General features: G+C 72.4%; 22 protein-coding genes. 4 read left to right on the top strand and 18 right to left on the bottom strand.

The annotated features are described in order from the left end of the window. The first annotated feature begins 65 nt into the window (after positions 1 to 65). Positions 66 to 1634, top strand: coding sequence for a Na+/H+ antiporter (locus tag ACIBHY_RS07430; protein ID WP_397306225.1), 1569 nt, complete (start codon positions 66 to 68; stop codon positions 1632 to 1634). On the opposite strand, the gene menC is transcribed toward ACIBHY_RS07430, so the two are convergent. After that, the gene (menC, locus tag ACIBHY_RS07425; RefSeq protein ID WP_397255387.1) at positions 1631 to 2731 is read right to left on the bottom strand and encodes an o-succinylbenzoate synthase; all 1101 of its coding nucleotides are present in this window, start codon (positions 2729 to 2731) and stop codon (positions 1631 to 1633) included. The two genes, ACIBHY_RS07430 and menC, sit on opposite strands and share 4 nt — an antisense overlap. After that, the gene (locus ACIBHY_RS07420) at positions 2728 to 3492 is read right to left on the bottom strand and encodes a GNAT family N-acetyltransferase (protein WP_397255385.1); all 765 of its coding nucleotides are present in this window, start codon (positions 3490 to 3492) and stop codon (positions 2728 to 2730) included. The genes menC and ACIBHY_RS07420 overlap by 4 nt, the downstream gene beginning before the upstream one ends. A 363-nt stretch (positions 3493 to 3855) precedes the next feature. Here ACIBHY_RS07420 and ACIBHY_RS07415 point away from each other — a divergent pair, with 363 nt between their 5' ends. Beyond that, positions 3856 to 4293 carry a hypothetical protein gene (locus tag ACIBHY_RS07415; protein WP_397306224.1) on the top strand — a complete coding sequence of 146 codons (438 nt, stop codon included), beginning with the start codon at positions 3856 to 3858 and terminating at the stop codon, positions 4291 to 4293. Between the two features lie 11 nt (positions 4294 to 4304). Further along, a complete protein-coding gene (locus ACIBHY_RS07410) occupies positions 4305 to 5774 on the top strand; it encodes an RCC1 domain-containing protein (protein WP_397306223.1) in 1470 nt (489 codons plus the stop codon). 42 nt (positions 5775 to 5816) lie between these two features. On the opposite strand, the gene ACIBHY_RS07405 is transcribed toward ACIBHY_RS07410, so the two are convergent. The 9 genes from ACIBHY_RS07405 to ACIBHY_RS07365 all read right to left on the bottom strand — a co-directional run bounded on the left by ACIBHY_RS07405 (position 5817) and on the right by ACIBHY_RS07365 (position 17804). Then, positions 5817 to 6503 (bottom strand): ABC transporter ATP-binding protein, encoded by a 687-nt coding sequence (locus ACIBHY_RS07405; RefSeq protein ID WP_397255379.1) that lies wholly within the window; start codon positions 6501 to 6503, stop codon positions 5817 to 5819. Beyond that, positions 6500 to 8299: a dipeptide/oligopeptide/nickel ABC transporter permease/ATP-binding protein gene (locus ACIBHY_RS07400; protein ID WP_397306222.1), complete on the bottom strand. Its 1800-nt coding sequence runs from the start codon at positions 8297 to 8299 to the stop codon at positions 6500 to 6502. Before ACIBHY_RS07400 ends, ACIBHY_RS07405 begins: the two co-directional genes overlap by 4 nt. Next, positions 8299 to 9225, bottom strand: a complete 927-nt coding sequence (locus ACIBHY_RS07395) for an ABC transporter permease (protein WP_397255375.1) — start codon at positions 9223 to 9225, stop codon at positions 8299 to 8301. Before ACIBHY_RS07395 ends, ACIBHY_RS07400 begins: the two co-directional genes overlap by 1 nt. Further along, positions 9226 to 10800, bottom strand: a complete 1575-nt coding sequence (locus ACIBHY_RS07390; protein WP_397255373.1) for an ABC transporter substrate-binding protein — start codon at positions 10798 to 10800, stop codon at positions 9226 to 9228. Between the two features lie 103 nt (positions 10801 to 10903). Continuing rightward, entirely contained in the window at positions 10904 to 12508 is a 1605-nt protein-coding gene (locus tag ACIBHY_RS07385) for a PucR family transcriptional regulator (protein WP_397255371.1), read from the bottom strand. An 8-nt stretch (positions 12509 to 12516) separates the two neighbouring features. Further along, positions 12517 to 13356 (bottom strand): serine hydrolase, encoded by an 840-nt coding sequence (locus ACIBHY_RS07380; RefSeq protein WP_397255369.1) that lies wholly within the window; start codon positions 13354 to 13356, stop codon positions 12517 to 12519. Beyond that, positions 13349 to 14671, bottom strand: coding sequence for a serine hydrolase domain-containing protein (locus ACIBHY_RS07375; RefSeq protein ID WP_397306221.1), 1323 nt, complete (start codon positions 14669 to 14671; stop codon positions 13349 to 13351). The genes ACIBHY_RS07380 and ACIBHY_RS07375 overlap by 8 nt, the downstream gene beginning before the upstream one ends. A gap of 2 nt (positions 14672 to 14673) precedes the next feature. Then, positions 14674 to 15987: a serine hydrolase domain-containing protein gene (locus ACIBHY_RS07370; protein WP_397306220.1), complete on the bottom strand. Its 1314-nt coding sequence runs from the start codon at positions 15985 to 15987 to the stop codon at positions 14674 to 14676. Then, positions 15951 to 17804 (bottom strand): S9 family peptidase, encoded by a 1854-nt coding sequence (locus ACIBHY_RS07365; RefSeq protein ID WP_397306219.1) that lies wholly within the window; start codon positions 17802 to 17804, stop codon positions 15951 to 15953. The genes ACIBHY_RS07370 and ACIBHY_RS07365 overlap by 37 nt, the downstream gene beginning before the upstream one ends. Positions 17805 to 18119: 315 nt before the next feature. On the opposite strand from ACIBHY_RS07365, the gene tuf reads away from it, so the two are divergent. Continuing rightward, positions 18120 to 19286, top strand: coding sequence for an elongation factor Tu (gene tuf / locus ACIBHY_RS07360; protein WP_397255361.1), 1167 nt, complete (start codon positions 18120 to 18122; stop codon positions 19284 to 19286). 59 nt (positions 19287 to 19345) lie between these two features. Here the strand turns inward: tuf and ACIBHY_RS07355 are convergent, their stop codons facing one another. The 7 genes from ACIBHY_RS07355 to ACIBHY_RS07325 all read right to left on the bottom strand — a co-directional run bounded on the left by ACIBHY_RS07355 (position 19346) and on the right by ACIBHY_RS07325 (position 25759). Beyond that, the gene (locus ACIBHY_RS07355) at positions 19346 to 20179 is read right to left on the bottom strand and encodes a class I SAM-dependent methyltransferase (RefSeq protein WP_397306218.1); all 834 of its coding nucleotides are present in this window, start codon (positions 20177 to 20179) and stop codon (positions 19346 to 19348) included. A gap of 80 nt (positions 20180 to 20259) precedes the next feature. After that, on the bottom strand, positions 20260 to 21168 hold the full coding sequence (locus tag ACIBHY_RS07350) for a hypothetical protein (RefSeq protein ID WP_397255357.1): 909 nt from the start codon (positions 21166 to 21168) through the stop codon (positions 20260 to 20262). Further along, positions 21165 to 22235 (bottom strand): hypothetical protein, encoded by a 1071-nt coding sequence (locus ACIBHY_RS07345; RefSeq protein WP_397306217.1) that lies wholly within the window; start codon positions 22233 to 22235, stop codon positions 21165 to 21167. The genes ACIBHY_RS07350 and ACIBHY_RS07345 overlap by 4 nt, the downstream gene beginning before the upstream one ends. Next, the gene (locus ACIBHY_RS07340; RefSeq protein ID WP_397306216.1) at positions 22232 to 22678 is read right to left on the bottom strand and encodes a DUF4188 domain-containing protein; all 447 of its coding nucleotides are present in this window, start codon (positions 22676 to 22678) and stop codon (positions 22232 to 22234) included. Before ACIBHY_RS07340 ends, ACIBHY_RS07345 begins: the two co-directional genes overlap by 4 nt. A gap of 69 nt (positions 22679 to 22747) precedes the next feature. Further along, complete coding sequence (locus ACIBHY_RS07335; protein ID WP_397255350.1) at positions 22748 to 23428, bottom strand: response regulator; 681 nt, start codon at positions 23426 to 23428, stop codon at positions 22748 to 22750. A 154-nt stretch (positions 23429 to 23582) separates the two neighbouring features. Then, positions 23583 to 24302, bottom strand: a complete 720-nt coding sequence (locus ACIBHY_RS07330) for a MerR family transcriptional regulator (RefSeq protein ID WP_397306215.1) — start codon at positions 24300 to 24302, stop codon at positions 23583 to 23585. A 32-nt stretch (positions 24303 to 24334) separates the two neighbouring features. Further along, positions 24335 to 25759, bottom strand: a complete 1425-nt coding sequence (locus ACIBHY_RS07325) for a serine hydrolase domain-containing protein (protein ID WP_397306214.1) — start codon at positions 25757 to 25759, stop codon at positions 24335 to 24337. Positions 25760 to 25796 lie beyond the last annotated feature (37 nt).

The raw sequence follows: 25796 nt of genomic DNA, 5'->3' as shown, positions 1-25796 counted from the left end.
CGGGGTGCGCCTCTTCTCCCGGCGCCCTGTGGCACGCTGGTTGACGACGATCATCGGGGGGTGTCGTGGGCCAGTTCGTGCTGCTCATGCTCGTGCTGCTCGGGGCGCTGGTCACAGTGCCGCTCGGCGACCGGCTGGGGCTGCCGGCGCCGGTGCTCATGACGCTGTACGGCATCGTGCTGGCGGTGCTGCCGTTCGTGCCGAACGTGGACATCCCGCCGGAGCTCGTGCTGCCCGCCCTGCTGCCTCCGCTGCTGTACGCGGCGGCCAGCCGTACCTCGTGGCGGCAGTTCGCGGCCAACTGGCGGCCCATCTTCCTGCTGGCCGTGGCGCTGGTGTTCGTGACCACGGCGGCGGTCGCGGGGGTGGCGCACGCGCTGGTGCCCGGCCTGTCGCTGGCCGCCGCGGCGGCGCTGGGCGCGCTGGTGGCCCCGCCGGACCCGGTCGCGGCCACGAGCGTGGCGGGTTCGCTCGGGCTGCCCAGGCGGCTGGTGTCGCTGCTGGAGGGCGAGGGGCTGTTCAACGACGTGACGGCCATCGTGCTCTACCACGTGGCGATCGCGGCGGCCCTCACCGGCGGCTTCTCGTGGCCGGTCGCGGCGGGCGAGCTGGTGCTGTCGGCGGTGGTGGCGGTCGTCGTGGGGTTCGGGGTGGGGTGGGTGGCGGCCCGGCTGGACAGCCTGCTCGGCGACCCCACGTTGCAGATCGGGCTGTCGGTGCTGGTGCCGTACGCCAGCTACGTGCTGGCCGACCAGCTGCTCGGCTCCGGCGTGCTGGCGGTGCTGACCACCGCCTTCTACCTGCGCGAGAAGACCAGCGACGCCGACGACTCGATCGGCCGGCTCACCGGCGCCGCCTTCTGGCAGGTCGTGGACACGCTGGTGACCGGGGTGGCGTTCGGGCTGATCGGGCTGGAGCTGCACAACGTGCTCGGCACCATGACCAGCAGGTTCGGCGAGGTGATGGTGTGGAGCCTGGTCGTGGTCGCCGTGGTCGTGGGGGTGCGGCTGCTGTGGCTGCTGCCGACCGCCTCGCTGGCCAGGCGCCTGCACCAGCTGCGCGGCGACGACTCCGAGACGCCGATGAGCTGGCGCGAGACGGTCGTGATGTGGTGGGCGGGCATGCGCGGCGTGGCCTCGGTGGCGCTCGCGCTGGCCATCCCGCTGGAGGTGCCGCAGCGCGACGTGCTGGTCTTCGTCGCGTTCGCGGTCATCCTCGCCACGCTGCTGGTGCAGGGCCTGACCCTGCCCTGGATGGTACGCCTGCTCGGCGTCACCTCCGACACCGAGGCGGAACGCGCCTTCGAGCGCAGGCTGGCCAAGCAGGCCGCGGGCGCGGCGAGGCAGCGGCTGAGGGAGCTCGTCGACACCGAGCAGGTGCCCGACGACATGGTGGAGATCCTCGGCCGCCGCCTGTCCGACATCGCGGTGCGGATCAGCCCCGAGCTGGCCGACGAGGAACGCCGCGAGGCGTTCGGCCAGCGCCTCGAACGCTTCAAGATGGTGCGCCGGGTCAGCGACGAGATGATGTCGGCGGCCCGGCGCGCCGTCCTGGACGCGCGCCGTGAGCCGGACGCCGACCCGCAGGTGATCTCCCGCGTGCTGCGCCAGCTCGACCTGCGGAATCTGCGCTAGAGCGTGATCCACTCGGTGGAGGTGGTGACCTCGTCGAGGATCGCCTGGATCGGCTCGACGCCCAGCCCGGGTCCCGCGGGGACGTCGAGGTGGCCGTCGCGCAGCTCGAACGGCTCGGTGATGTCGGTCGCGTAGTAGCGGCGCGAGCCCGAGGTGTCGCCGGGCAGCGTGAAGCCGGGCAGCGCGGCGAGCGCCACGTTGGCGGCCCGGCCGAGGCCGGTCTCCAGCATGCCGCCGCACCACACCGCGATCCCGTGCGCCCGGCACAGGTCGTGGATGCGGCGGGCCTCCAGGTAGCCGCCGATGCGGCCCGGCTTGATGTTGACGATGGAGCAGGAGCCCAGCGCGATCGCGGCCGCCGCGTGCTCGGCCGACTCGATGGACTCGTCGAGGCAGATCGGGGTCCTCAGCTGCTTGGCGAGCTGGGCGTGCTGGACGAAGTCGTCGTTGGCCAGCGGCTGCTCGATGAGCAGCAGTTCGAAGTCGTCCAGTTTGGCGAGCTGGCGGGCGTCCACGAGCGTGTAGGCGGCGTTGGCGTCCACCTGCAGGAGCACGTCGTCGCCGAAGCGCTCGCGCACCGCGCGCACCGGCTCGACGTCCCAGCCGGGCTCGATCTTCAGCTTGATCCGGACGTAGCCTTCGTCCAGGTAGCCCCCGACGGCCTCCAGCAGTTCGGGGATGGAGTCCATGATGCCGACGGAGACGCCGCACGGCACCCGGTCACGTTCGGCGCCCAGGAAGCGGCCGAACGACTCGCCGGACGCGCGCAGCTGGGCGTCCAGCACCGCGGTCTCCACGGCCGCCTTGGCCATCCGATGGCCCTTGATCGGCTCCAGGGCCCGGCCCACGCCGTACGCGTCGACCTCGGCGGGCAGCGACGGCAGCAGGAACCGCTTGATCACCTCTGCCGCGCCGTCGACGAACTCGGAGGAGTAGAGCGGCTCCGACATGGCCACACACTCGCCCCACCCCTCGGCGTCCGGTGTCACCACGCGCACGAGCAGCACGTCGCGCGAGGTCTCGGTGCCGAACGAGGTGCGGAACGGCGCCACCAAGGGCATCGCGATCCTGCGCAGCTCTACTCCTGTGATTTTCACGCCTTCTCCACTACGTAGTACTTCTTGTCATGAAATCCGGTGACCTTGCGGCCTTCGGCCAGCATGCCGCCCAGCACGTCGCGTACGGCATGCCGCCACGCTTTGGCCGTTCCCGGATCAACGCCGCGCAACCCCTCCACATCGGCGGGGATCGCCACCAGCACGACCGGCGCGTCCAGGTCGCCGGGCACCGGCTTGCCGCCCTCGTTGCGCAGGGCCACCACCGTTCCCGTGGGGATGTCCGGCGCGTGCGGCTCCCGCCGTACCGCCGCCTCGACGTGCGGCGCGGTCAGCTCCCAGACGGCGAGCACCCGATCGGACTCGTCGCCCTGGTTGATCGCGTCGCCCATGATCCCGTAGAAGCTGGGCAGGTACTCATGCGGCCTGGCCCCCAGCTTGGCGAGGTTGAAGTGCGCGTTGCGGCGCACGAGGGGGTCGTAGGTCCAGGAGATGCGCGTCAGCCCGCGCTCCAGCGCCCAGCGGCGCTGGTGCATCTTGAGCTCGAACCCTATGCCGCGCCCGACGGCCGCACCGGTGATGTGCGAGTGCAGTACGCCGCCGACCGCCATGAAGCCCACCGACGCGCCCACCAGTGTGGCGCCGTCGTAGGCGCCGGTGATGTAGTTGCCGGCGTGCGAGAAGGCCCGCATCAGCTCGACCGAGATGGGCTCGCCGCCCGGGTCGAAATGCCAGATATCACCGAACAGCGCGTGGACCTCTTCCAGGTCCGCGATCTCGTGAAGCTCCCTGATCGCGATCACGCATGCCCTCCGAGTCGTCCGTTGTCACGGCGACGGTAAACCATCGTGAGGACGCCTCGATTCGTGCCAGCCCACCAAGCACCCCCGCACCCTTGGTGCTCATGCCCAATGGCCCGATCTTCGTCGTGGCGGTGAGTGAGGCGCGGTCCGTACCGGGACGGGGCGGACGACCTGGTCGGGTGTCGTGCGCGGGCGTTCGGCCCTCCGGCTCGGGACGGGGCGGTCGCGGCCTCTGGTCCGTACCAGGGATGTTTCGCGACCTGTACTGGTATCGGCCAGTTGCAGGGAGGATGATCCGATGCCGGCACTTCTCGATCAGGAGACCGTGTGCGCCTGAACCGTTCCTTAGCCACCGCTCTCCTCGTGACTCCCCTGCTCATCGCCGCTCCCGCCGCGGGCGGCACCCTCCGCCTCGCCTCCGTCGCCCGGCGGCTGAAGCCCCGTTCCGACGGCTTCCCGATCCCCTCCGTCGCGGGACTGGTCCGTACCAGCGAGAGCGTCCTCCATGCCGAGGCCGTCAGGAAGGTCCTCGCCGGCTGCCCGCCGACCGGATCCAGGTGGACCTCGGTTCCGTCGTGGACGCCGGCCAGGTGGTGCTGCGCTGGGAGACCGCCTGCGGGGCCGCTTACCGTGTCGAGTCCTCCCCCGGACGGCACCGCCTGGACGCCGCCGGCCGAGGTCACCGCGGGCGACGGCGGCGTGGACACGGGAGGTGGAGGTCAGGGCGGCCGCCAGACCCCGGTGGAACGGCCGTGGAACGGGATGTCACGCCCCTTCGCTGTGAAGACACGACATCAGTGAAAGGAGCAGGCGTGGCGTCACGATGGAAGACCTGGGCGGCGGCGCTGGCCGTCGCCGGGGCGGCCTCGGCCATTCCCTCCCACCAGGCCGCGGCACAGGCGGACCCGCCCGTGCACGCGGTCTCCTGGGGCGCCAACCACTCGGGGCAACAGGGCATCGGTTCCCTCACCCCGGATCTCCGGACCACGTTCGGCGCGGTGAACCGGGCGGAGCTGCGCTTCGCCAAGGTCGCGGCGGGCGCGGCGCACGCCCTGGCCGTCGCCGGTGACGGCACCCTGTGGGCATGGGGCGCCAACGGAGACGGCCAGCTCGGGGACGGCACCACGACCAACCGGCCGAGCCCGGTCCAGGTGCCCGGCCCCACGAACGTGGTCGGCATCAGCGCGGGGTCCGGGCACAGCGTCGCGGTCACCGCCGACGGCGGCGTGTGGACGTGGGGCGACAACTTCGGCGGCCAGCTCGGCGACGGCACGACGCAGGACCGCCCGACCCCCGCCAGGGTCGCGGGGCTGCCCGGGGCCTTCGCCGTGGCCGCCGGGATGGACCACACCTTGGCGGTGCTCGGTGACGGCACCGTGCGTTCCTGGGGCAGGAACCTGTCCGGCAAGCTCGGCGACGGCACCACGACCAACCGGCTCACCCCGGTGCCGGTGCTCGGCCTGACGCAGGTCCGCAGCGTCTCGGTCGGACCCGAGCACAACCTGGCGCTGCGCGCGGACGGCCGGGTGTTCGCCTGGGGCAACAACAACCACGGCCAGCTCGGCGACGGCACCTTCGAGACGCGCGTCACGGCCCAGGAGGTGGGAGGGCTCCCGCCCATCGCGGAGGTCTCGGCCGGATTCTTCTACGCCCTGGCCCGCGGGGTGAACGGCGCCGTCTTCGGGTGGGGCTCGAACACCAGTGGCCAGCTCGGCGACGGCACGTTCACCGACCGGCTGCGGCCGATCCGTGCGCAGGCCGGGCCGGTGACGCAGATCTCCGCCGGTGACACGTCCGGGGCCGCGGTGCGGACCGACGGGCGAGTGGTGGCGTGGGGCGCCAACCACAGCGGCCAGCTCGGCGACGGCACGCTGACCGCGCGGCCGGCCCCGGGACTGGTCACGGGGCTGGCCAAGGTCCGCCAGGTCGCGGCGGGCGGTCAGTTCGCGCTCGCCGTCCAGGAGATCCCGCAGTTCGCCCTCAAGGTGAGCCCCGGCAGCGGAACCGCCGGTTCCGGCACCTCGATCACGGTGACCGTCGAGAACGTGCCGCGCAACGGCTTCTCCCCCACGGTCTCCCTGTCGCTGTCCGGCCTGATCGCCGGCATGGACTTCACGCTCACGCCGGAGACGCTGGGCCCCGGCGAGACCGCCGAGCTGACGATCGCGGGCTCGGGCGACGTCGTCTTCACCCCGCCGCGCAAGGTCGTCATCGGGATCCGGGGCAGCGCTCCCGGCGTGCCGGCCGAGCAGGCCGCCTTCATCCTGGTGGCCAGCGGCTGACCGGTGAAGCTCCGGCGGCGCCTGCCCGCCGCCGGAGCGGCTTCAGCGCTGCAGGCGGGGCACGGCCTCCAGCAGGGTGCGGGTGTAGTCGTGCGCGGGCCGGCCGACCACGGCCTCGGTCGGGCCGTGCTCGACGACGCGGCCTTGGTGCATGACCGCCACCGTGTCGCAGACGTAGCGGACCACCGCGAGGTTGTGGGAGATGAACAGGATCGACAACCCCAGCGTGTCGCGCAGCGAGCGGATGAGGTTGAGCACGGAGCCCTGGACGGAGACGTCCAGGGCGCTGGTGATCTCGTCGGCGACCAGCAGGTCGGGGCGGGCGCCGAGCGCGCGGGCGATGGCGACGCGCTGGCGCATCCCGCCCGACAGCTCCCGCGGGTAGCGGGAGGCGAGGTCCGCGGGCAGGGAGACGAGGCCGAGCAGGCGGGTCACCTCGTCGGGGCGGGCGGCCCTGGGCAGCTCCAGCAGCCCCTCGGCCACCGACTCGCCGACCTTCATGCGCGGGTCGAGGGAGGCGTAGGGGTCCTGGAAGACCATCTGCACCCGGGAGGCGCCGGTGATCCGCCCGGAGTACCGTACGAGGCCGCTGACCGCCTTGGCCAGCGACGACTTGCCGGAGCCCGACTCCCCCACCAGCCCGACGATGCCGCCGGGCGGCACCTCCAGGCTGACGGAGTCGACCGCGGTGAACGATCCGAATCGCACCGTCACATCAGTAAATTTCATGAAACCTCCCAGCAGGCCACCGTGTGCGCGATGCCGTACTCGGTGACCGGCGGCAACGACGTCGAGCAGCGATCGGTCGCCAGCGCGCACCGCCCGGCGAACGCGCACCCCGCCCCCACCAGCGCGGGCGCCGGCTGCGTGCCGGGGATACTGGCCAGCGGCAGCGACCGGTCGGTCTCCATGTCGGGCAGCGAGTCCACCAGGGCCTTGGTGTACGGATGCGCCGCCCCCTTGGCCAGCGCCGACACGGGCAGCTCCTCCACCACCCGCCCCGCGTACATGACCACGACCCGGTCGCACAGCTCCCCCACGACCGCGATGTCGTGCGAGATGAACAGCGCCGCCGCCCCGCTCTCGTCGACCACTTCACGCAGAAGCTTGAGGATCTGCCGCTGCACGGTGACGTCCAGCGCGGTCGTCGGCTCGTCGGCGATGATCAGCTTGGGCGCGCCCATGAGCCCCATCGCGATCACCGCGCGCTGCCGCATGCCGCCGGACAGCTCGTGCGGATGGCGCCGGGCCTGCTTCTCCGGCTCGGGCAGGTGCACGTGGCCGAGCCGGTCCACGGCCCGCCGGGCGGCCTCGGCGCGGGTGGCGCCCTGGTGCACGATCGCCACCTCGGCCAGTTGCCCGCCGACGCGCAGCGCCGGGTTGAGCGAGGCCATCGGGTCCTGGAAGACCATGGCCAGGCTCGTGCCGAGCTCCTTCTGGCTGAGCTCGGCGACCTCCCGGCCGTCCAGGCGCAGCGCGGCGTGCGTGACCGTGCCCGGATAGGGCACCAGCCCGCCGATCGCCGCTGCGGTCAGGCTCTTGCCGCTGCCGGACTCGCCGACGATGCCGACGATCTCGCCGGGCCGTACCGTCAGCGACAGGCTCCGCACGGGCGTGACGCCGCCGGGGAAGGTGACGGTCAGGTCCCGCACCTCCAGCACGGCATGCGGATCGGGCGCGCCCGCCGGCTCCGGCGCGGCGAGCTCTTCCTTCCTCGCCGGTACGGCGGTGCGCGCCGCCCGCTTGGCCAGCGTGTCTCCGAGCAGGTTGAACCCGATGCCGGCCAGCGCGACCGCCACCGCGGGCCCGATCGCCACCTCCGGCGTGACGTAGATGCGGGCGAAGCCGTCGAACAGCAGGCGCCCCCAGTCGAAGTCCGGCGGCTGCACGCCCAGGCCCAGGAAGGACATGCCGGCCAGCCCCAGCAGCGCCCCGCCGAGCGCCTGGGCGAGGTTGAGGATGAGCGGTTCGGCGATGTTGGGCAGCACGTGCCGGCCCAGCACGCGCCGGCGCGGGACGCCGAGCATGCGGGCGGCCAGCACGTAGTCGGCCCCGGCGACGGAGGCGGCCAGCGTCTGGGTGAGCCGGGCGAAGCCGGGCGCGATGGCCACGCCGATGCCGAGGACGGCGCCGCGCGCCCCCATGCCGGACACGACCGCGGTGAACATCGCCAGCAGCAGTCCGGGGAAGGCGACCAGCGCGTTGACAGTGCCGGTGACCAGGCGGGCGCCGCGCCGCGGCAGCACCGAGGGCAGCGCGCCGAGCACGATGCCGATGACGGCACCGATGAGCGTGGCGGCCAGGGCCAGCGCCAGCGAGTAGCGGCCGGCCACGAGCACGCGGGCCAGCAGGTCGCGGCCCAGGTTGTCGGTGCCGAGCGGATGGGCGGCCGAGGCGCCCTGCAGGATGGCGCCGGCGTCGATCTTCTCCGCGGCCTCGCCCCAGATCGGCGGGCCGATGATCGCCAGCACCACCATGAGGGTGACCAGCACCGCCGAGACGACGGCGGCGGGAGTGCGTGGCATCAGGTCTCCTTGATGGAGGAGGTCGGGTCGAGCTTGCCGAGGATCAGGTCGACGGCGAAGTTGACGACCAGGACGATGGCGCCGTAGACGAGGATCACGCCCTGGGCCACGGGATAGTCCTTCTGGGTGATCGACTCGACGATCTTCAGGCCGAGGCCGGGCCAGGCGAAGACGTACTCCACCAGGACGCTGCCCGCGATCAGCGCGGTGAGCAGCAGGCCGCCGATGGTGAGGGTGGCGGTCAGCGTGTTCGGCAGCACGTGGCGCAGGTAGAGGCGGGCGGCGGGCAGGCGTTTGGCGCGGGCCAGCCGTACGTAGTCGGTGCCGAGCTCGCGCAGCGTCTCCACGCGGGAGATGCGGGAGATCATCGCGATCGGCCCGATCGCCAGCGCGAGGATGGGCAGCACGTACGAGGCGGGACCCGCCTTGCCCGCGGGCGGGAACAGCCCGAGGCCGATGGCGAAGACGGTGACCAGGCCGATGGCGTAGAGGAACTCGGGAACGGCCACCGCGGTGCCGGTGACCGAGGTGAAGGTGGCCTCCGTGCCGCGGTTACGGCCGTTCTCGGTCCTGATCGCCGCCCACATGCCGATCGGCACGGCCGCCAGCATCGCCACGACGGTGGCCAGCAGCGCCAGCCCGAGCGTGTTGGGCAGCCGGGTGAGGATCACCTGTCCGACCGGCTCGCCGGTCAGGAACGAGACGCCCATGTTTCCGGAGAACAGGTTCGCCACGTAGGTGGTGAACTGCTCCAGCAGGGGGCGGTCAAGCCCGAGCGCGGCCGTCCTGGCCTGCACCAGCTCGATCGGCGCGGCGGGGCCCAGCGAGGCGCGCACCGGGTCGCCGGGGATGAGGTGGATCATCGCGAACGACGCCACCAGCAGCACCCCCAGCGACACGATGAAGCGCACCAGATGCCGCAGCACTCAGCCTCCTTCGGTCAGGCGGATGGACGTGGGGATGAGGACCGTGGCGACCAGGTCGAACGTCGCGCCCTTGCCGGCCACGAGCACGGTGTTCTCGGTGACCGGGACCAGGTCGGAGTTGCCGAACAGCGCGGTCTCGGCCTCCAGCCAGAGCTTGCAGCCCTCCTCGCCCGGCTTGAGCTTGGCCTGGGCGATCAGCTCGGAGTAGCGGGCGTTGTCCAGGTGGGCGAAGTTGGCGCCCTTGGGCGCGGCCGGGCCGGACAGGAAGCCTTCGAGCTGCGAGGGCAGGAAGACGCCGATGGGCAGCCAGACCACGTCCCAGTCCTGGGTGGCGTTGAGCGACTCCGACATCTTGGTGTCCAGCACGCCGTTGAGCTTGACCTCGGCGCCGGCGCTCTTCCAGGCCGCGGCCACGTACTCGGCGGCCGCCTGGACGCCCGCGCCCCTGGTGGTGCCGTAGAGGTAGCGCAGCGTCAGCCGCTTGCCGTCCTTGACCCGGATGCCGTCGGGGCCGGGCTTCCAGCCCGCGGCCTCCAGCCCCGCGGCGGCCGCGGCGGCGTCGAAGGCGGGCACGTGGCCGGTGACGGTGTCGCCCTTGCACGGGCGGGGCTCCATGACCAGGCCGGTGGCGGGCCTGCCGGTGCCGCTGGAGGCGATCCCGGCCAGCTCCTTCAGGTTGAGCGCCTGGGTGAGGGCCTTGCGTACGGCCGGGTCCTTGGTGGGGCGATCCTCGCCCTGGTGGTAGAAGAACTGGCCGTTGCCCGCCATCGGGGTCTTCTTGAGCAGGCCGGGCGTGGCCTCCAGGCGGGTGCGGTCGGCGCCGTAGAAGACGGCGGCGTTGAGGCCGCCGGAGATCAGCAGGTTGGCGGAGGTCTGCTCGTTCGGCACGATCTTCAGCACGACCTTGTCGGGCATGCCCTCGGTGCTCGCGCCGCCGGGCGCCCACTTGTAGTCCTTGCGGCGGGTGAAGGTGTAGTGGTCGCTGGGCATCGACTCGCTCAGCACGTACGGGCCGCTGCCCGAGGTGGCGCGGGCGATGAGCGAACGGTCCTTGACCGCCTTGCCGCAGACGATGTACAGGTCCCGGGCGCTCTGCAGGATGAAGGCGAACGGCTTGTCGGTCGAGAACGTCACGGTCCCGGCCGCGTCGTCCGAGGTGGCCTTCATCCCGGGCGGCAGGAGTACGCCGTAGACGGGCGACTTGGTGGCCGGGTCGGCGATGTGGTTGACGTTCTGGGCCACGTCGGCGGCGGTGAGCTTGGAGCCGTCGGAGCAGGTGATGTCCTTGCGCAGGGTGAAGGTCACCGAGTCCGGCTTGACCTCCCACTTCTCGGCCAGGCCCGGGACGGTCCGCCCCTCGCGGTCGGTGCTGACCAGGGTGTCGTAGGCGAAGCCCAGCACGGTGTTGGTCACCGACAGGACGGCCGTCGCGGGGTCGAGCACACCGGGGTCGGCGGAGATGGCATAGGTGAAGGTGCCGCCGGCCACAGGCCGGCCGGAGGGCGCTTGGGCCGTTCCGCCGCCGCACGCGGAGGCGAACATGGCCAGGCAGGCGAGCGCCGCGACTTTCTTCATACGGGACTCCGTGTGAGCGGGTGGGGGGGTTGGTCACCCACCTTCGTCCCTGCCCGGCGCGGGTTCTTCGTGCCCTGTGACGAAAACTACAGCCGCCCTCGTCCTAGGGCCCGAAGATCCGCATCTGGAGCATCACGGTGAGCCGGGCGTCCGGGTCGGCCAGGTCGAGACCGCTGATCTCGACCAGCCGCTTGAGCCGGTAGCGGAAGGTGTTGGCGTGCACGTGGACCTGCGCGCAGGCCAGGTTGACGTCGCCGAACGCGTCGAGGTAGGCCCGCAGGGTGGCCACGAGGTCGCTGCCGTGTTCCGCGTCGTGCTCCAGCAGCCGCTGGTACGGCCCGGTGGGCGTCTGTTCCTCCGCCGTCACGACGTCGGCCACCTGCATGAGCAGCGACTCGAAGTGCACGGTGGTGTAGCCGGCTGCCTGCCCGGAGGTGCCGCGGGCGCGCAGCACGCGCAGCGCCCGGTCGGCGTCGGCACGCGACCTGGCCACCTGGGCGAGGTTGGCGGCCAGCCGGCCCACGCCGATGTTGGCCTCGTAGCGCGGGCCCACCCGCGACAGGAAGCTCTGGGCGACCCGCACGGCCCGCTCCTCCTCCTCGCCGCCGGTGCTGAGCGGCAGCACCGCGTAGGCGACCGAGCCGACGAGCGCGGCGGCGGCCCGCGGGTGGATGGCGCCCACGTGCAGGGCGAAGGCGTCGCAGAAGCGCTGGCGGTCGCTCTCCCCGCGCGCGGGGTCGGCGTCGGTCAGGTCGGTGAGCTGGGCGGCCAGCACGCAGAGCCGTTCGGTGGCGACGCCCAGCCGGCCCGCCGCCTCGGCGGCGTCCGCGCCGCCGGCCAGCACGGTCGACAGCAGGTCGGCGCGCAGCCGCCGCTGGGTGTCGGCACCGGCGCGCTCGCGCAGCAGTTGCAACGCGACGATCTTCGCGGCGTCGGCGAAGGCGCGCTGGCGCTGCTCGCTGAGCGGTTCGCGCACCGCCGCCCAGATCGAGCCGAGGATCTCGTCGCCCGACCGTACGGCGACCGCCGTCCTGTTGATGCTGGTGCCGTCGTGGAGCTCGATGTAGACCGGCTCGCGGCTCTGGTAGAGCTGCTTGAAGAAGCCGCGCTCGTCCAGCATGCGCTGGAAGCGCTCGGGCACCTGCAGGCCGAGCACGGTCTCGACGCGCCCGGGGTCGGCCTCGTCCTGCCGTCCCGAGTAGGCCAGCACCCGCGAGGAGCGGTCCTCGATGGTGACCGGCGCGTCCAGGAGCGCGCAGACCGCGTTGGCCAGCGCGAACAGGTCGCCCTGCGGCTCCTCGCCCGGCTCGTCGAGGTCGCCCTCGGCCAACAGGGAGCGCAGCAGCGCCGCCACCTGCGACCAGGACGCCGCCCTGGTCAGCCCGAGTACGGCGATGCCGGTCTCCAGGACGGCGGCGCGTACCTGCTCGTCCACCTCGACCGGCACCTTGACCACGATCGCCGCCGCGGTCCTGGCTCGGTAGAGCAGGTCGCGGATGTCGCTCGCGGCATGGACGCCGACGGCCAGCAGGATGCCGCCCGGCGGTACCAGCAGCTCGTCGAGCGGGTCGTAGATGTGCACGCCGGTGACCTCGGTGCCGAGGTCGCCTGGCGACGCGGCCACTCCCATCACGGTGGTGCCGAGGTCGAGCAGGATGCGACCGAGGCTGGCGAGCGGGCGGTCGATCACCCGCTCACCATACGTCACCTCGGACATCAGACCCGCAACCGGTCCACCGCCACCCGCGCGGCGCGGCCGATCGCGGCGTCGGCGGCGGGGTCGCGCAGGCCGAGGCCGACGGTGCGCAGGAACACCGCGACGGCGTAGCGCCCGCCGTCGGGGAACTCCACCACGCCCGCCTCGTTGCGCACGCCCCACAGCGTGCCGGTCTTGCCGGAGACCTTGACCTCGTCGCCGAAGCCGGAGCTGAGCCGGTGCGGCCACACCTGGTTGCCCATGATGCGCCGCACCTCCTCGCAGGCCTCGGCGGGACCGGCCTCGTCGCGCCAGATCAGGCTGAGCAGCGTGGTGATCTCGCGCGGCGTGCCGGAGGTCGTGCGTTCCGGGTCGCGGATGGCCAGCGATCTGACCTGCTCCCCGGTCACCTTCTCCAGGTCCACCGGGCCCAGCTCCTGCTTGACCTGCTCGAACAGCTCGGCGCAGCCGCCGATGAGCCGGGTGCGCGACAGGCCCAGAGACCTGAGCGTGGCGTGCACCCGGTCCAGCCCCACCCGGCGCAGCAGCACGTCGGTGGCGGCGTTGTCGCTCATCGTCATCATGAAGTGCGCCAGGTCGCGCAGCGTTAGCGAGATGTCGTCGGCGCAGCCGGAGGTGCCGATGCCGCCGTCCTTGTCGGCCGCGGTGACCATGAGGCGCTCGGTGCGCTCCAGTTCGCCGGCCGCGGCCTGCAGGGCGTACTCCAGCACGATCGGGATCTTGAACACCGAGGCCAGCACCACGGGGTCGTCGGCCCCGAAGGCCACCTCGGCGTCGCCGTCCACCTCGCGCGCGTGGACGAACCCGGCCGCGCCGGCGGCGTCGAAGATCTCACGCACGCGGGACCGCCCGGCTGTTGTGCAGGTAGGCGGCGACGCCGTCGCGCATCACGAACGTGACCGTGCCGTGCATCCCGCCGTCCTCCTCGGCGGCGACGAAGTGATCGTCGCTCAGGTGGACGTAGCGCGTGGTCTTGCGGGTCGCGCCCATACTGGCCACGACCTCGCCGGGGATCTCGGTGATGTCCAGGCCGCCGTCCGCGCCGGTGACCTCCAGCGACAGGACCGGCCCGGTGTAGGTCCCGGCGTACGGCGTGGCGTCCACGGGCGACGGCCGCTCCGGGGGATGCGGCAGTCCCGGCACGTCGATCCCGGTCGTCTCGCGCAGCACCGGGAGCACCACGTCCTCGATGAGGCCGGCGAACGCGCCGCCGTTCGTGCTCATCGCGAGCACGACGTCGCTGCCGGGGACGATCCGCCACATCGTGCTCTGCCCGGGGGTGCCGCCGTCGTGGCCGAAGGCGCCCCAGTCGAACAGCTCGAAGCCCAGGCCCCACGCGGTGGCCAGCAGGCCGGGGACGGTCGGCACCTCGGCCTGCGGCTGGCGCATGCCGGCCAGCGTCTCCTCGGCCAGCACGCGGGTGCCGTCCTCGGCCAGGCCGCCCGCGAGAGCCATGCGGCCGAAGCGGACCAGCTCGCGCGGCGCCAGGCACATGGTGGAACCGGCGGGCCCGTTGGAGCGGGGCATCTGCCACTTGGGGTAGACGACCTGGTCGGGGCCGATGTGCCCGGCGGAGGCGCGGAACAGCACGGCCTCCTCGCCGAACAGCGCCGACTGGGTGACGCCGAGCGGCTTGAACAGGTACTCGGCCATCGCCTCCTCCCAGGTGATGCCGCGCACCCTGGCCACGATCGCGCCGAGAACCACGAACCCCGAGTTGCAGTAGGAGAACAGGGCGCCCGGGTCGTGCACCTTCGTGGTGCCGTGCAGGTAGGCCAGGTACTTGTCGAGGCAGTCGTCGCCGCGGCCGGTGTCCTCGAACAGGTCGCCGTCGAAGCCGCCCGTGTGCGTCAGCAGGTGCCGCACGGTGATCTCGGCCTCGTAGGCGAGCCCGAACTCGGGCAGGTAGTCGGTGACCGGCCGGTCGAGCTCGACCTTGCCCTCCTCGACCAGCTGCATGATCAGGGCGGCGGTCCACACCTTGGTCGTGGAGCCGACCTGGAAGACGCTGTCGGGCGTGGTCTCCACGCCGGTGTTCTTGTTGACGACGCCGGTGGCGGCCTCGTGGAGCTCGCCTCCCGCCCATACCGCGATCGCGGCGCCGGGCACGCCGTGCTTGGCCGCCGCCTCGTCCAGGCGCTTCTGCAGGTCCATGGTCAGCTCACCTTCGGGGTCGCGCGGGCGCCGGCGTGCACGTAGAGGGTTCCGTCGGGCAGCTCGAAGAAGACCGCCGAGAGCCAGTCGGGGTCGCCGGGGCGGCGGCCGACGAAGGTGACGTCGTCCACGGCGACCAGCGGGATCTCCTCCGGCTCCTGCAGACCGGCCAGCGCGCCGGTCGACTCCATGAGCAGCGACGGCCCGCCGTCCTTGAGGCCAATCGTCAGGCGGGCGCCGGCCCGCTCGTAGACGCCGAGGTAGCGGGTGACGTCGACCTCGACCGGCTGCGCGGGCGGCCCGAGCGTGGGCGGCACCTCCAGGCCGTCGAGCTCGGCGAACAGCTCGGTGGCCACCGCGTGGGTGAACGCGCCGCTGTGGCCGCCGTTGGCCACCACGCACACGACCGTGCCGGTGCCCGGTACGACCCAGAGCATGGCGTGCTGGCCGATGGTGTTGCCGCCGTGGGAGACGACCTTCTGGCCGCTCCACTCGTCGAGGATCCAGCCGACGCCCCAGTGGGCGCCGAGCGTGTGCGGGTTGGGGATGGCGACCTGCGGCTCCCACATCGCCTGCGGGTTCTCCAGCAGCCCGCCTTCGAGGTGGGCGCGGCCGAAGGCGACCACGTCCGCGGGGCGGGCGCTGATGAGCCCCGCCGGGCCGCACGAGCGCATGAGGCCCCAGGCCGGGGCCGGCTCGCCGCCGTCCATGTGGCCCATGGCCGCGCGGAAGCGCAGCGCCTCCTCGGGCAGCGTGACCGCGTGGGTGAGGCCGAGAGGCTCGAAGATCTGCTCGCGCAGGGCCTCGTCCCACGTCTTGCCGGTCAGCTTCTCCACGATGCGCCCGGCCACGATGAACCCGGAGTTGCAGTACGACTGGGTGGCGCCCAGCGGGTGGTTCTGCGGCAGGTCAGCGCAGGCCGCCACGTACTTCTCCACGCAGTCGTCGCCGCGCCCGGTGTCCAGGAACAGGTCGCCGTCGATGCCGCTGGTGTGGGAGAGCAGGTGGCGCACCGTGACCGTCCTGGTGACCTCCGGGTCGGCCACCTTGAACTCCGGCAGCAGCTCGGACACCGGCGTGTCCAGCGTCAGCAGGCCGCGCTCGGCCAGCTGCATCAGCAGCGTCGCCGTCCAGACCTTCGTCACGGAGCCGATCTGGAAGAGCGAGTCGGTCGTGGTCTCGACGCCGGTGCCGCGATGGAGCACGCCCGCGGCGTACTCGTGCAGCTCGCCGTTGTGCAGGTAGGCCAGGGCGGCGCCCGGGACCTCGTACTTCGCGATCAGTTCGGCGAGCCGCTGACCCATTGCTCCAGCCACGCGATGATCCTCTCGTTGTAGTCGTAACGGTGTGAGGGACGCCCCTGGACGATGAACAGGTGGGAGCCGCCCGGGTAACGAACCAGCCGGACCGGCACCTCCCGCTCGCGCAGGGCTTCGAACCACTGCTCGGCCTGTCCGACCGGGCAGCGTTCATCGGCGTCGCCGTGCAGGATGAGCGTGGGCGTCGTGACCTCGCCCACGCGGGTGAGCGGCGACTGCGGCGCGGGGTCGCCCGAGCACTCCCACATCTTGAGGAAGTACCCCGCGTCGGAGGTTCCGGCCATGCTGGTCAGGTCGCTGACGATGCCGCCGGGGATCGCCGCCTTGAACCTGCCGGTGTGCCCCGTCAGGTAGCAGGTCATGTAGCCGCCGTAGCTGTAGCCGGTGACAGCGAGCCGCTCGGGGTCGGCCGTGCCGTCGGCCACCAGCTCGTCGACGGCCGACAGGAAGTCCTGGGCGTCGGCCACGCCCCACTCGCCGAGGGCGGCGGTGTAGAAGGCCTCGCCGTACCCGTCGCTGGCGCGCGGGTTGAGGGCCAGGACGGTCCAGCCGCGGGCGGCGAGCACCTGGTGGTAGAGGTGGACCCCGTCGAAGACGGGGGCCCAGGCGTTGTGCGGGCCGCCGTGGATGTCGAGCAGCAGCGGGCCGCCGTTGCCCTCGCCGGTCAGGAAGCCCTCGACGCGGGTGCCGTCGGGCGCGGTGAACACCCGGCTGCGCGGCGGGTAGAGCTCGACGTCGGCGAGGGCGAGGGCGGTCAGCTTCTCGCCGTCGAGGTAGACCTCCCCCACCGTGTACGCCGAGCCGGCCACGTAGGCCAGCCGCCCGCCGGCGACTCCGGCGCCGGAGACGCTGAGCTCGCCGCCCACGATCTTCTCCGCGGCCGCGGCCCCACCCCGGAGCCGGTACAGATGGGTGGCCCCGGCGTCGCGGGCGCAGAACAGCAGGTCGCCGCCGTCCAGCGCGGGCGGCGCGCCCGGGTAGCCGGGGCCGCCGATCATCACGTTCCTGTCCAGCCCGGTGACGATCTCCTCCTGGCCGTCCTCGCCGACGGCGAACAGCCGCGTGTGCCCGATCGGCCCGTCCTTGAACGCCGTCGCGACCAGCCTCTCGCCCAGCCACCACGCGCCCGTGCAGACGACGTCCTGGGTGGTCAGGCGCTTGGGCTCGCCGCCGGTGGCGTCCACGGCGTAGACGGCGCCGCTGGGGACGAGGTCGCGGTCGGGCTCCATGGACGTGGTGAACGCCAGCCGCTGGCCGTCGGGCGACCAGGTGGGCCCGCCGGCGTGGAAGTCGCCCTCGGTGACCTGGGTGAGCGCGCCGGAGGCGACGTCCACGACGAACACGTGCGAGGTCAGCCCGCGCAGCAGCCCGGGGCCGTCGGCCTTGTAGTCGAGCCGGTCGGCGACGATGGGGGCGTTCGGGTCGGGGCCGTCGGCCGAGGGTGCGAAGTGCGGCCCGCCGTACGCGATCCTGGTGCCGTCGGGCGACCAGACCGGCGCGCCGGCGCCGAGCGGCGCGGTGGTGAGCGCGCGCGGCTCGCCCCCGTCCATCGGCAGCAGGTGGATCTGCGGCTTTCCGTCCACGGGGCGGACGAAGGCCAGCGTGCCGCCGTCCGGCGACCAGCGAGGGAGGGTGCCGGTCGCCAGACGGCGCGGCTCGGACCCGGGGGCGGCGAGCCAGATCTGGGTGATGTTGTCGTCGGTGTCACGCTCGGCGGTGGTGAGCGTGTAGGCCACGGCGACCCCGCCGGGACGCACCTGCGGATCAGACGGTACGGCCAGGCGGTAGAGGTCGTCCAAGGAGAGACGGGGCATGGCCGAACGCTAGGCGACCGTCGCGGGCCCATGCTTCGGCCTTTGCGACAAACCACCGCCCCTGTGTTGTGCGCCACACCAACGCGGCGGGAATATCCGTTTGCCTCCCGTTGCTCATGTACGTCACTATGACGCTCATGTTCCGGCACGTTCACCCGATGACTCCCGCGATCGCCGCGGGTGTCTTCGAGCGTGCCTGCGACGGCCTGGAGCGCTGACCTCTCCCCGTAAGTCCTGACGGTGACCCGGCGGGGGGAGGTTGACCGGCCCGGCCACGGGTCACACATCCAAGGCTCTCGCGAACGGAACACGATCATGGCCAAGCAGGCCTACGTGCGGAACAAGCCGCATCTCAACATCGGCACGATGGGACACGTCGACCACGGCAAGACGACGCTGACCGCCGCGATCACGAAGGTGCTCGCCGAGCGGGGCGGCGCCACGTACACGCCGTTCGAGAGGATCGACCGCACGCCCGAGGAGGCGCAGCGGGGCATCACGATCAACATCTCGCACGTCGAGTACGAGACGGCCACCCGCCACTACGCCCACGTCGACATGCCGGGCCACGCCGACTACGTGAAGAACATGATCACGGGGGCGGCGCAGCTCGACGGCGCCATCCTGGTGGTCTCCGCGCAGGACGGGATCATGCCGCAGACCCGCGAGCACGTGCTGCTCGCCAAGCGGGTCGGCGTCGAGCACCTCGTCGTCGCGCTCAACAAGGCCGACGGCGCCGACCCCGAGCTGGCCGACCTGGTCGAGCTGGAGCTGTCGGAGCTTCTGGCCGAGCACGGCTACGCGGACGTGCCCATGGTCCGCGTCTCCGGGCTGCGGGCGCTGGAGGGCGACCCCGAGTGGACGGCGTCGGTCGAGGCGCTGCTCCAGGCGGTGGACGACCACATCCCGGTCCCGGTGCGCTACGTCGACGCGCCGTTCCTCATGCCGGTGGAGAACGTGCTCACGGTCACCGGCCGCGGCACGGTCGTCACCGGGGCGATCGAGCGCGGCGTCGTGCGCGTCGGCGACACCGTCGAGGTCGTCGGCTTCGGCGAGACGTTCTCCGCCGTCGTGACGGGGGTGGAGACGTTCGGCAAGACGATGGAGCGGGGCGAGGCCGGGGACAACGCCGCGGTCCTGCTGCGCGGTGTGCGCCGCGAGCAGGTACGGCGGGGCATGGTCCTGTCCGAGCCCGGCACGCAGCAGGCGCGCAGCTCCTTCACCGCCCGCGTCTACCTCCTGACGGCCGAGGAGGGCGGCCGGCGCAGGCCGGTCGCCGACGGGTACCGGCCGCAGTTCTACCTGCGCACGACCGACGTGCCCGGCCGGATCGACCTGCCGGCCCCGGCCCAGCCGGGTGACACGGTCGAGGTCGAGGTGGAGCTCGGCAGGGCCGTCGCGCTGGAGGAAGGGCTCGGCTTCGCGATCCGCGAAGGCGGCCTGACGGTCGGCGCGGGCACGGTCGTCGCCGTGACCGGTTGAAGCACGGGACCCGTGGCGCCCCCTCACAGGCGTCGCGGGTCCCGTGTGCGCGAAGCGGGCTACGGCCGGATTCTGAGGAGGGAGCCCGGCCGTACCGCCGTGGCGAAGCGGACGGTGCGCGGCAGCACGTACACCTCCTCGGGCAGCGACGACTCCAGTGCGGCCCGCGCGACGGCGTGCCGTTCCTGGGGAATGCTCTCCAGGGAGGCGCGGCGCGCGGCCGACCACAGCCAGTCCCAGACCTGGCCGCGCTCGACGCTGACCTCGAAGACGACCTCCTCGCACCGCACCCCGGCCAGCCCGTTGCCGGACAGCAGGTCGGCCAGCTCGCGTTCGGTGTTGAGGCGGTGGGTGAACGGCGCGCCGCCGGCCCCGGTGGTGAAGGGGGCCAGGGCGAGCGCCACCTGGCCGAGCAGGTCGGCCTCCGCGGGGCTGGGCTGGGCGAGGAGGCTGGCGGCCAGGCGGCCGCCGGGGCGCAGGAGCCCGGCCATCGCGCGTACGGCGGCCGCGGGGTCGGGCAGGAAGTACAGCATCATCCCGGCCAGCACGGTGTCGAAGCGCGCGGCGGGCAGCAGGATCGACGCCTGTTCGACGTCGCCGGACAGCACGGTGGCGTTGGACAGGCCGTGCCGTTCGATCTCGGCGTTGGCGACGGCGAGCATGCCGGGCGCCAGGTCCAGCCCGACGACCAGCCCGAGCGGGCCGACGGCGCGGGCGGCGGGGATCAGGCTGGCCCCGGTGCCGCATCCGGCGTCCAGGACGCTCTCGCCGCGCCGCAGACCCGCCTGGCGCACGAGCTCGGCGCCGACCGGCCCGAAGAAGGGCACGCCCACCCGCTCGTACGTCCCGGACGCCCGGTCGAAAACCCCGGCCATATAGGTCTTGGCGTCCACGCAGCAACCCCCAAACGCGCCGATCGAACCCCGCTAATGATCCACCTAACTGGGCACTTTTCAATGCTTGAGGTGGTTTGTCAACGGGCGATTCTGGCAGAACGCGGCGCCGCCCCCTTGGGCAGGCCGGCACGGGCGAGGTGCAGGAGGCTCGCGGGATCGTCCACGCCCAGGTGAGCGGCCAGAAGGTCGCGCGTGGGCGGGCTGTCGATGATCTGGCTGAGGGGATGAAGGGTATAGCCGCGCGTGGACAGCGTCAGCCAGAGCCGCATGAGCTCCCGCCCCCTCTCGACCTCGTCCCCCGGCGGCCCGACGAGCACCAGCGCCTCGCCGTCGTAGTCGAGCAGCCCCTTGCCGGCCGCCGCCAGAATCCTGGGCAGCCCGGCCCTGCGCAGGACGGGATGGACCGCCAGCGCCGCCCGCAGGCCGAGGGCCTCGGTCCTGGACAGCGCGAGCGCCCGGTCCGTCAGCCCGTCGAGGTCGTAGCGCCGATGCCGCGGCGTGAGCCGCAGCCACTCCCGCAGCTCGGCGGTGACCGCCGCGTCCCCGAACTGGTGCAGGTCCGCCGCGTGCAGCAGCACCGCCAGATCCCGGCAGGCCACCCGCCGCACCCCCGGCGCCAGGTCGCCGGGCAGCCGTCCCGGGTGATAGGGGCCGCGGTTGGAGCCGCGCCCGCGCACGTCCGCCGTCGTGAACTCCGTCCGGTACGGCCGCGCCGTCTCGTGCAGCACCCCGGCCCGAAGCGGCCCGGGATCGGCCCGGAACCCCACCCGCAGCCCCGCCGAAGCGCAGACGATCAGGCAGGTCTCCACGAACGCCCCGAGCCCGAGCCGCAGGTCGCGCCCGGTGGGGTCGCTCACGGGCAGCGCCCGCTCCGGGTCCCAGCCGACGACCGCCCCGGCGCCGGTGTAGGTCAGCGTCCAGGGCTGGGTGTTGTGCGCGCTGGGGGCCCGCCAGAAGTCGGTCTCCAGCTCCCGCAACGCCTTCACAGCGCCTTCTCGTAGAACGTGTAGCCGTGCAGCGGCCGCCCGCCCATGGCCTGGAACTGGGCGGCGGAGCCGGGATTGCCACGTTCGACGTAGGTGCTGCGCAGCGTGTGATAGCCGCCCGCGATCAGCCCCCGGTGAAGCTCCCGCGAGAGCAGCCGCATGTGGCCGTGCCCCTGCTCGGCGGGGACGGTCCCCTTGATGATCAGGACGGCCTCGCGCCGGTACCGTCCCCGGGTGAGCAGCAGCCGGAGCTGGTTGACCAGGTGAAGATCGCCGCGAATGCGGGCCACGAACGCCGAGATGTCCGGCACGCACAGCACGAACGCCACCGGCCGCCCCGCCTTGGTCAGATACAGCAGCAGCGACTCGTCCAGCAGGAACGACAGCCCGTCGGTCTGCCGGGCGAGCTGCTCGGCGGAGATCTCCGTGTAGTACCCGAGCTGCGCGAAGGCGGCGTTGAGCATCTCCCGCAGAATCGGCAGCTGCTCCCCCAGCCGCCGCCGCTCCCCCCGATGGACCTCCAGCTCCTCGGCCGCCAGGCGGGCGTCGTCGAAGCCGAAGACCGGTTCGCCCGGCACGGGACAGATCCAGGTGTCGGCCTCGAACCGGCGCGCGAACCCGTGCTTCTCGTAGGCCGCCGGGTAGTAGGGGTGATTCCAGGCGCTGTCGATGAACCCGCGATCCCCGAACCCGGAGGTGATCACCCCGCCGCTCTGGTTGGGCAACAGCGAAACGGGCCCGAAGACGCTCTGCCGCCCCGCGGCCCGCCCCTCGGCCACGATCGCCTCGAACAGCTCCTCGGCCGCCTCCTCCTCGAACTCCGTCAGCCCGAACAGCTGCGTCCTCCCGCCCAGCTTGGCGTCGAACGCGGCGTCGGTGTGCAGGGTGGTCCTGGCCACGACCCGGCCGCCGCGGCGCAGGACGGCCAGCCGTACCCCTTGGCGGTGCCAGGCCCGGACCTGCGCGCGCAGCGGCGGCACGTACCCCGAGCCCGCCGGATAGACCCGATCGGACAGGGCCAGGAACTCCGCCAGGTCCCGGCGCGACTCGACGGTGCGCAGACTCACGCCCGCGTCACCGCCGGCCCGTCGCCGTCCTCGCCGGACAGCGGGGTGAACGTCGCGATGTGCGCCATGGGCCCGCCCTCGGCCCGCCAGACGCCGTTGGAGTAGCCCTCGGGCTCGGCGTTGTAGAGCCGGATGTATCCGCCGGTGGCGTTCCTGGTCCCGTCGGTCACCCACCGCATGAGCTCGCGGTGATGGCGGCTGCGCGCGAACGCCAGCAGCGAGTCGCGGTCCTCGAAGAAGGCCAGGGTCCCGAGCGTGAACGGGAACTCCCAGTAGACCTTGTGCCAGCGGTACCCGCGCATGCGCTTCATGTCCCGCACCATGCGCACCCACGTGAAGGTGAGCGTGAGGATCGACAACGGCCCCCGATACCGCGTCGCCCCCACGAACATCGCCCCCGCCTGCCCTTGGGGCGGCGCCTTGCTGAAGTCGGTGGTCCTCATCAGTCCTTCACCAGCTAGCGAAAATGACCCACGAGCACCATATCCAGCAAACCACCGCACACCAGCCTCTCACTGATCGGGGGGCGAGGTCTGGTTGAGCTCGGCGAGCGTGACGAGCCCGTCGTCGAGCGCGCGGCCGACGAGTTCGCTCTTGGTACGCGCCGCCCGCCCCACGTTGGCGTACTTCACCCGGACCCGCGCGATGTAGGTGTCCACGGTCTTCACGGTGATGTTGAGCTTGGCGGCGACGAGTTCCTTGGACGAGGACACGAACCACGCCCGCAGCACCTCGGTCTCCCGCTGGGACAGGCGTGGCCGGCCGGGGTCGTCGTCGGCGATGAGCGCCCCGGACAGCGACGGCGCGGTGTAGGACTCGCCCCGCGCGACCGCCCGGATCGCGGGTACCAGGTGCTCGGGTCCCTCGCGCTTGGTCAGGTAGGCGAGCGCGCCCAGGTCCACGCACTTGATCGCGGTCGCGTCGTCGGTGTGCTGGGAGTACACGATCACGCGCCGGCCGCTGTCGACCAGCCGGCGCAGCTCGCCGAAGTCCGGCCGGCGCGGCACCAGCTCCAGGTCGAAGATCACGACGTCGGCGTCGGCGCCGGGTCCGGTCCAGACCTCGGCGAGCCGGTCCCCGGCGTCGATCAGAGCGATCTTCGGGTCGGCCCGTGAGCACCAGGAGTGGACGCCCGCGCTGATGGCCGCGTGATCATCGACGATCACCGCGGTGATCAACTCGCCACCTGCCATTGGGGCCTCCATCCAGACCGTGCCGCCGTCGTTCAACGCCTCGGCCCCCACGCCCGGCCTCACTGCCGGCCCGTCACACCGCCGAACGTGACCAGAAGCCGCGGCCAGCCTAGTGGCCACCGTCGGTGTCGGAGCCGTAGCGGGCCGTCCGTGGCTAACGGGCCATGAGCCGGGCCAGCCGGTCGTAGGCCGGGGATGAGGCCCCGGGCTGGGACTGCGCGGCCAGCCGGGCGATCTCCGGGTTGTGGACCGGGCGGGTCTCGGCGCGGCTGGGGTGACGGGCGAACCACTCGCGGGTACGGTCCGCGAGGCCGGGCAGGCGGGGGTCGTCGGGCGACCAGTCGTAGGCGGCGTCATGGTCGAGGTACAGGGCGCGGAACTCGGGATGGCTCATGAGCTCGCGCTTCTCGGTGATCCAGACCAGGGCGTCCTCGGGCGAGGCCGTCTGCATGAGGATCCAGCCGTCGCGTTCCACCTCGACGGCGCGCTCGCTGACGCCGAGCTCGCGCAGGTCGTCGAGGTAGTCGGCGACCTGCGGGGAGACGAAGAGCCGGTCACCGCCGTGCAGCTGGGCGAGTTGCTCGCGCGACCGGGTCAGCTGCGTGATGCGGTCCTCGAGGTCGTGGTCGATCTCGGCGATGGCCGCCGCGAGCGCCTCCGGTCCCGCGTCGAGAAGGCCCCTGACACGGGCCAGCGGCACCCCCGCGTGGGCCAGAGTCCTGATCTTGACGAGGGTGATGGCGTGCGCGGCGGAGTAGCGCCGGTAGCCCGAGGAGTCGCGGCCCGGCTCGGCGAGCAGGCCGCGCTCGTGATAGTGGCGGATGGCCTTGGTGGTCACTCCGGCGTAGTCCGCGAGTTGGCCGATCGTGAGCATGCCGGACATCCTTCCACCTCGGCATGGACGGGTCAGACCCGGCGGGTCAGGCGGCCGCCGCCGTTCCGGAAGCGCGCCCGCCCGTCCCGGACGTCGTGAAAGGAGACGAGCAGCAGCCGCAGGTACCCGTCGAACGTCTCCGGCGGGTAGCCGGCGGGCGCGAAGAGGCCCGGCCGGATCGGCACGAAGCGCTGCGGCGGGGCGGAGGTCGTGCCCCCGGCGAACTCGGTGAAGATACGCTCCTGCGAGGCGTCCGCCGGCTCGTAGGTCGTCCGCTCCTCGAGCTGGCCGTCGACGACGGTGACGTCGACGCGGAGCTGATTGGAGCGGTAGGTGCCCACGTAGGGGGTGAGGTCGACGTCCTGCCGCGGCTCGGTGATCAGCTGGGGGATCCGGACGCCCAGGTGCTCGCTCAGGAGCCACCCCAGGAGCTGGTCCTGCAGCATGATCGCCGCCGGGTTGTTGCCGTAGGCGGCGAAGACCAGGTCGTGCTCGGGGATCACGCACAGGATGGAGACGCCGCCGGGCGAGGCGCCCGACATGGCCAGGACGGTCGTGTCGCCGAACGGGTACAGCACCCAGCCCAGGCCGATCGGCGGGGTGTTGGGGCTGCCCATGTCGTGGGAGATCCGCTGCATCAGCGCGGTCGACCCGGCCGACAGGACACGCGTACCGGAAGGCGACAGGCCTCCCGCCAGGTGGGTGCGTCCGAAGGCGAGCAGGTCGGCGACGGTGCCGATCGGGGTGCCGCCGGCCGGGCCCCAGGTGTCGGGCAGCGTGAACATGTTCGTGGGCCTGGGCTCCATGGTCTCCGGGTCGGGAAAGTGGCCGACGGCCGTGCTGCGCAGGATGGCCTGTTCGGCCGAGGTGCTGGAGTCCTTCATGCCGACGGGGGTGTAGACGTCGCGTTCGAGCAGGTCGGGGAAGGACAGGCCGGTCACCACCTCCAGCAGGCGGCCCGCGACGATCATGCCGCCGTTGGAGTAGCTGAGCTGCTCGCCGGGCTCGAACAGCGTGCCGCAGCCGCCGGCCAGGCCCTTGACGTAGGCGTCCAGGGCGTCGCGGCCCTTGTCGCCGGGGAAGTACAGGTCGGCGTCGATGCCGTTGGTGTGCCCGATCAGGTGCCGGACCAGGATCTTGTCCGCGGCCCCCGGTACGGCCAGCGCGAAGCCGGGCAGGTACCTCGTCACCGGCGCGTCGAGGTCGAGCAGCCCGCGGTCGACCTGCTGGAGGACCAGGGTGGTGGTCAGGACCTTGGTGACGGAGCCGAACAGGAATCCGGTCTCGGGCAGCATGGGCGCGCCGGTGGCGACGTTGGCGGTGCCGTGGGAGACGATGACCTGCTCGCCGGCCTGGTAGACGCCGGCGACGAACCCGGGGATGCCGGCGGACTCGCAGGAGGCGGCGACCTGGTCGCGGATCTGGGCTTCGATGGTGTGCGGCGTGTTGGTGTCCATGCAGAGCATCCTCGAAGCTTGCCCCTGGGGCAAGGTC

The sequence above is a fragment of the Nonomuraea sp. NPDC050547 genome, from assembly GCF_044457345.1.
Classification (GTDB): Bacteria; Actinomycetota; Actinomycetes; order Streptosporangiales; family Streptosporangiaceae; genus Nonomuraea.
Note: the sequence above shows the minus strand (reverse complement) of the source record. Positions and strands in the feature narration are given on the sequence as shown.

Bases quoted from the DNA above. Each gene is read 5' to 3' on its own strand.
- ACIBHY_RS07330 (WP_397306215.1), bottom strand. From the start codon at position 24,302: ATGCTCACGATCGGCCAACTCGCGGACTACGCCGGAGTGACCACCAAG.
- ACIBHY_RS07335 (WP_397255350.1), bottom strand. From the start codon at position 23,428: ATGGCAGGTGGCGAGTTGATCACCGCGGTGATCGTCGATGATCACGCG.
- tuf (WP_397255361.1), top strand. From the start codon at position 18,120: ATGGCCAAGCAGGCCTACGTGCGGAACAAGCCGCATCTCAACATCGGC.
- ACIBHY_RS07375 (WP_397306221.1), bottom strand. From the start codon at position 14,671: ATGGACCTGCAGAAGCGCCTGGACGAGGCGGCGGCCAAGCACGGCGTG.
- ACIBHY_RS07400 (WP_397306222.1), bottom strand. From the start codon at position 8,299: ATGCCACGCACTCCCGCCGCCGTCGTCTCGGCGGTGCTGGTCACCCTC.
- ACIBHY_RS07390 (WP_397255373.1), bottom strand. From the start codon at position 10,800: ATGAAGAAAGTCGCGGCGCTCGCCTGCCTGGCCATGTTCGCCTCCGCG.
- ACIBHY_RS07365 (WP_397306219.1), bottom strand. From the start codon at position 17,804: ATGCCCCGTCTCTCCTTGGACGACCTCTACCGCCTGGCCGTACCGTCT.
- ACIBHY_RS07325 (WP_397306214.1), bottom strand. From the start codon at position 25,759: ATGGACACCAACACGCCGCACACCATCGAAGCCCAGATCCGCGACCAG.
- ACIBHY_RS07340 (WP_397306216.1), bottom strand. From the start codon at position 22,678: ATGAGGACCACCGACTTCAGCAAGGCGCCGCCCCAAGGGCAGGCGGGG.
- ACIBHY_RS07405 (WP_397255379.1), bottom strand. From the start codon at position 6,503: ATGAAATTTACTGATGTGACGGTGCGATTCGGATCGTTCACCGCGGTC.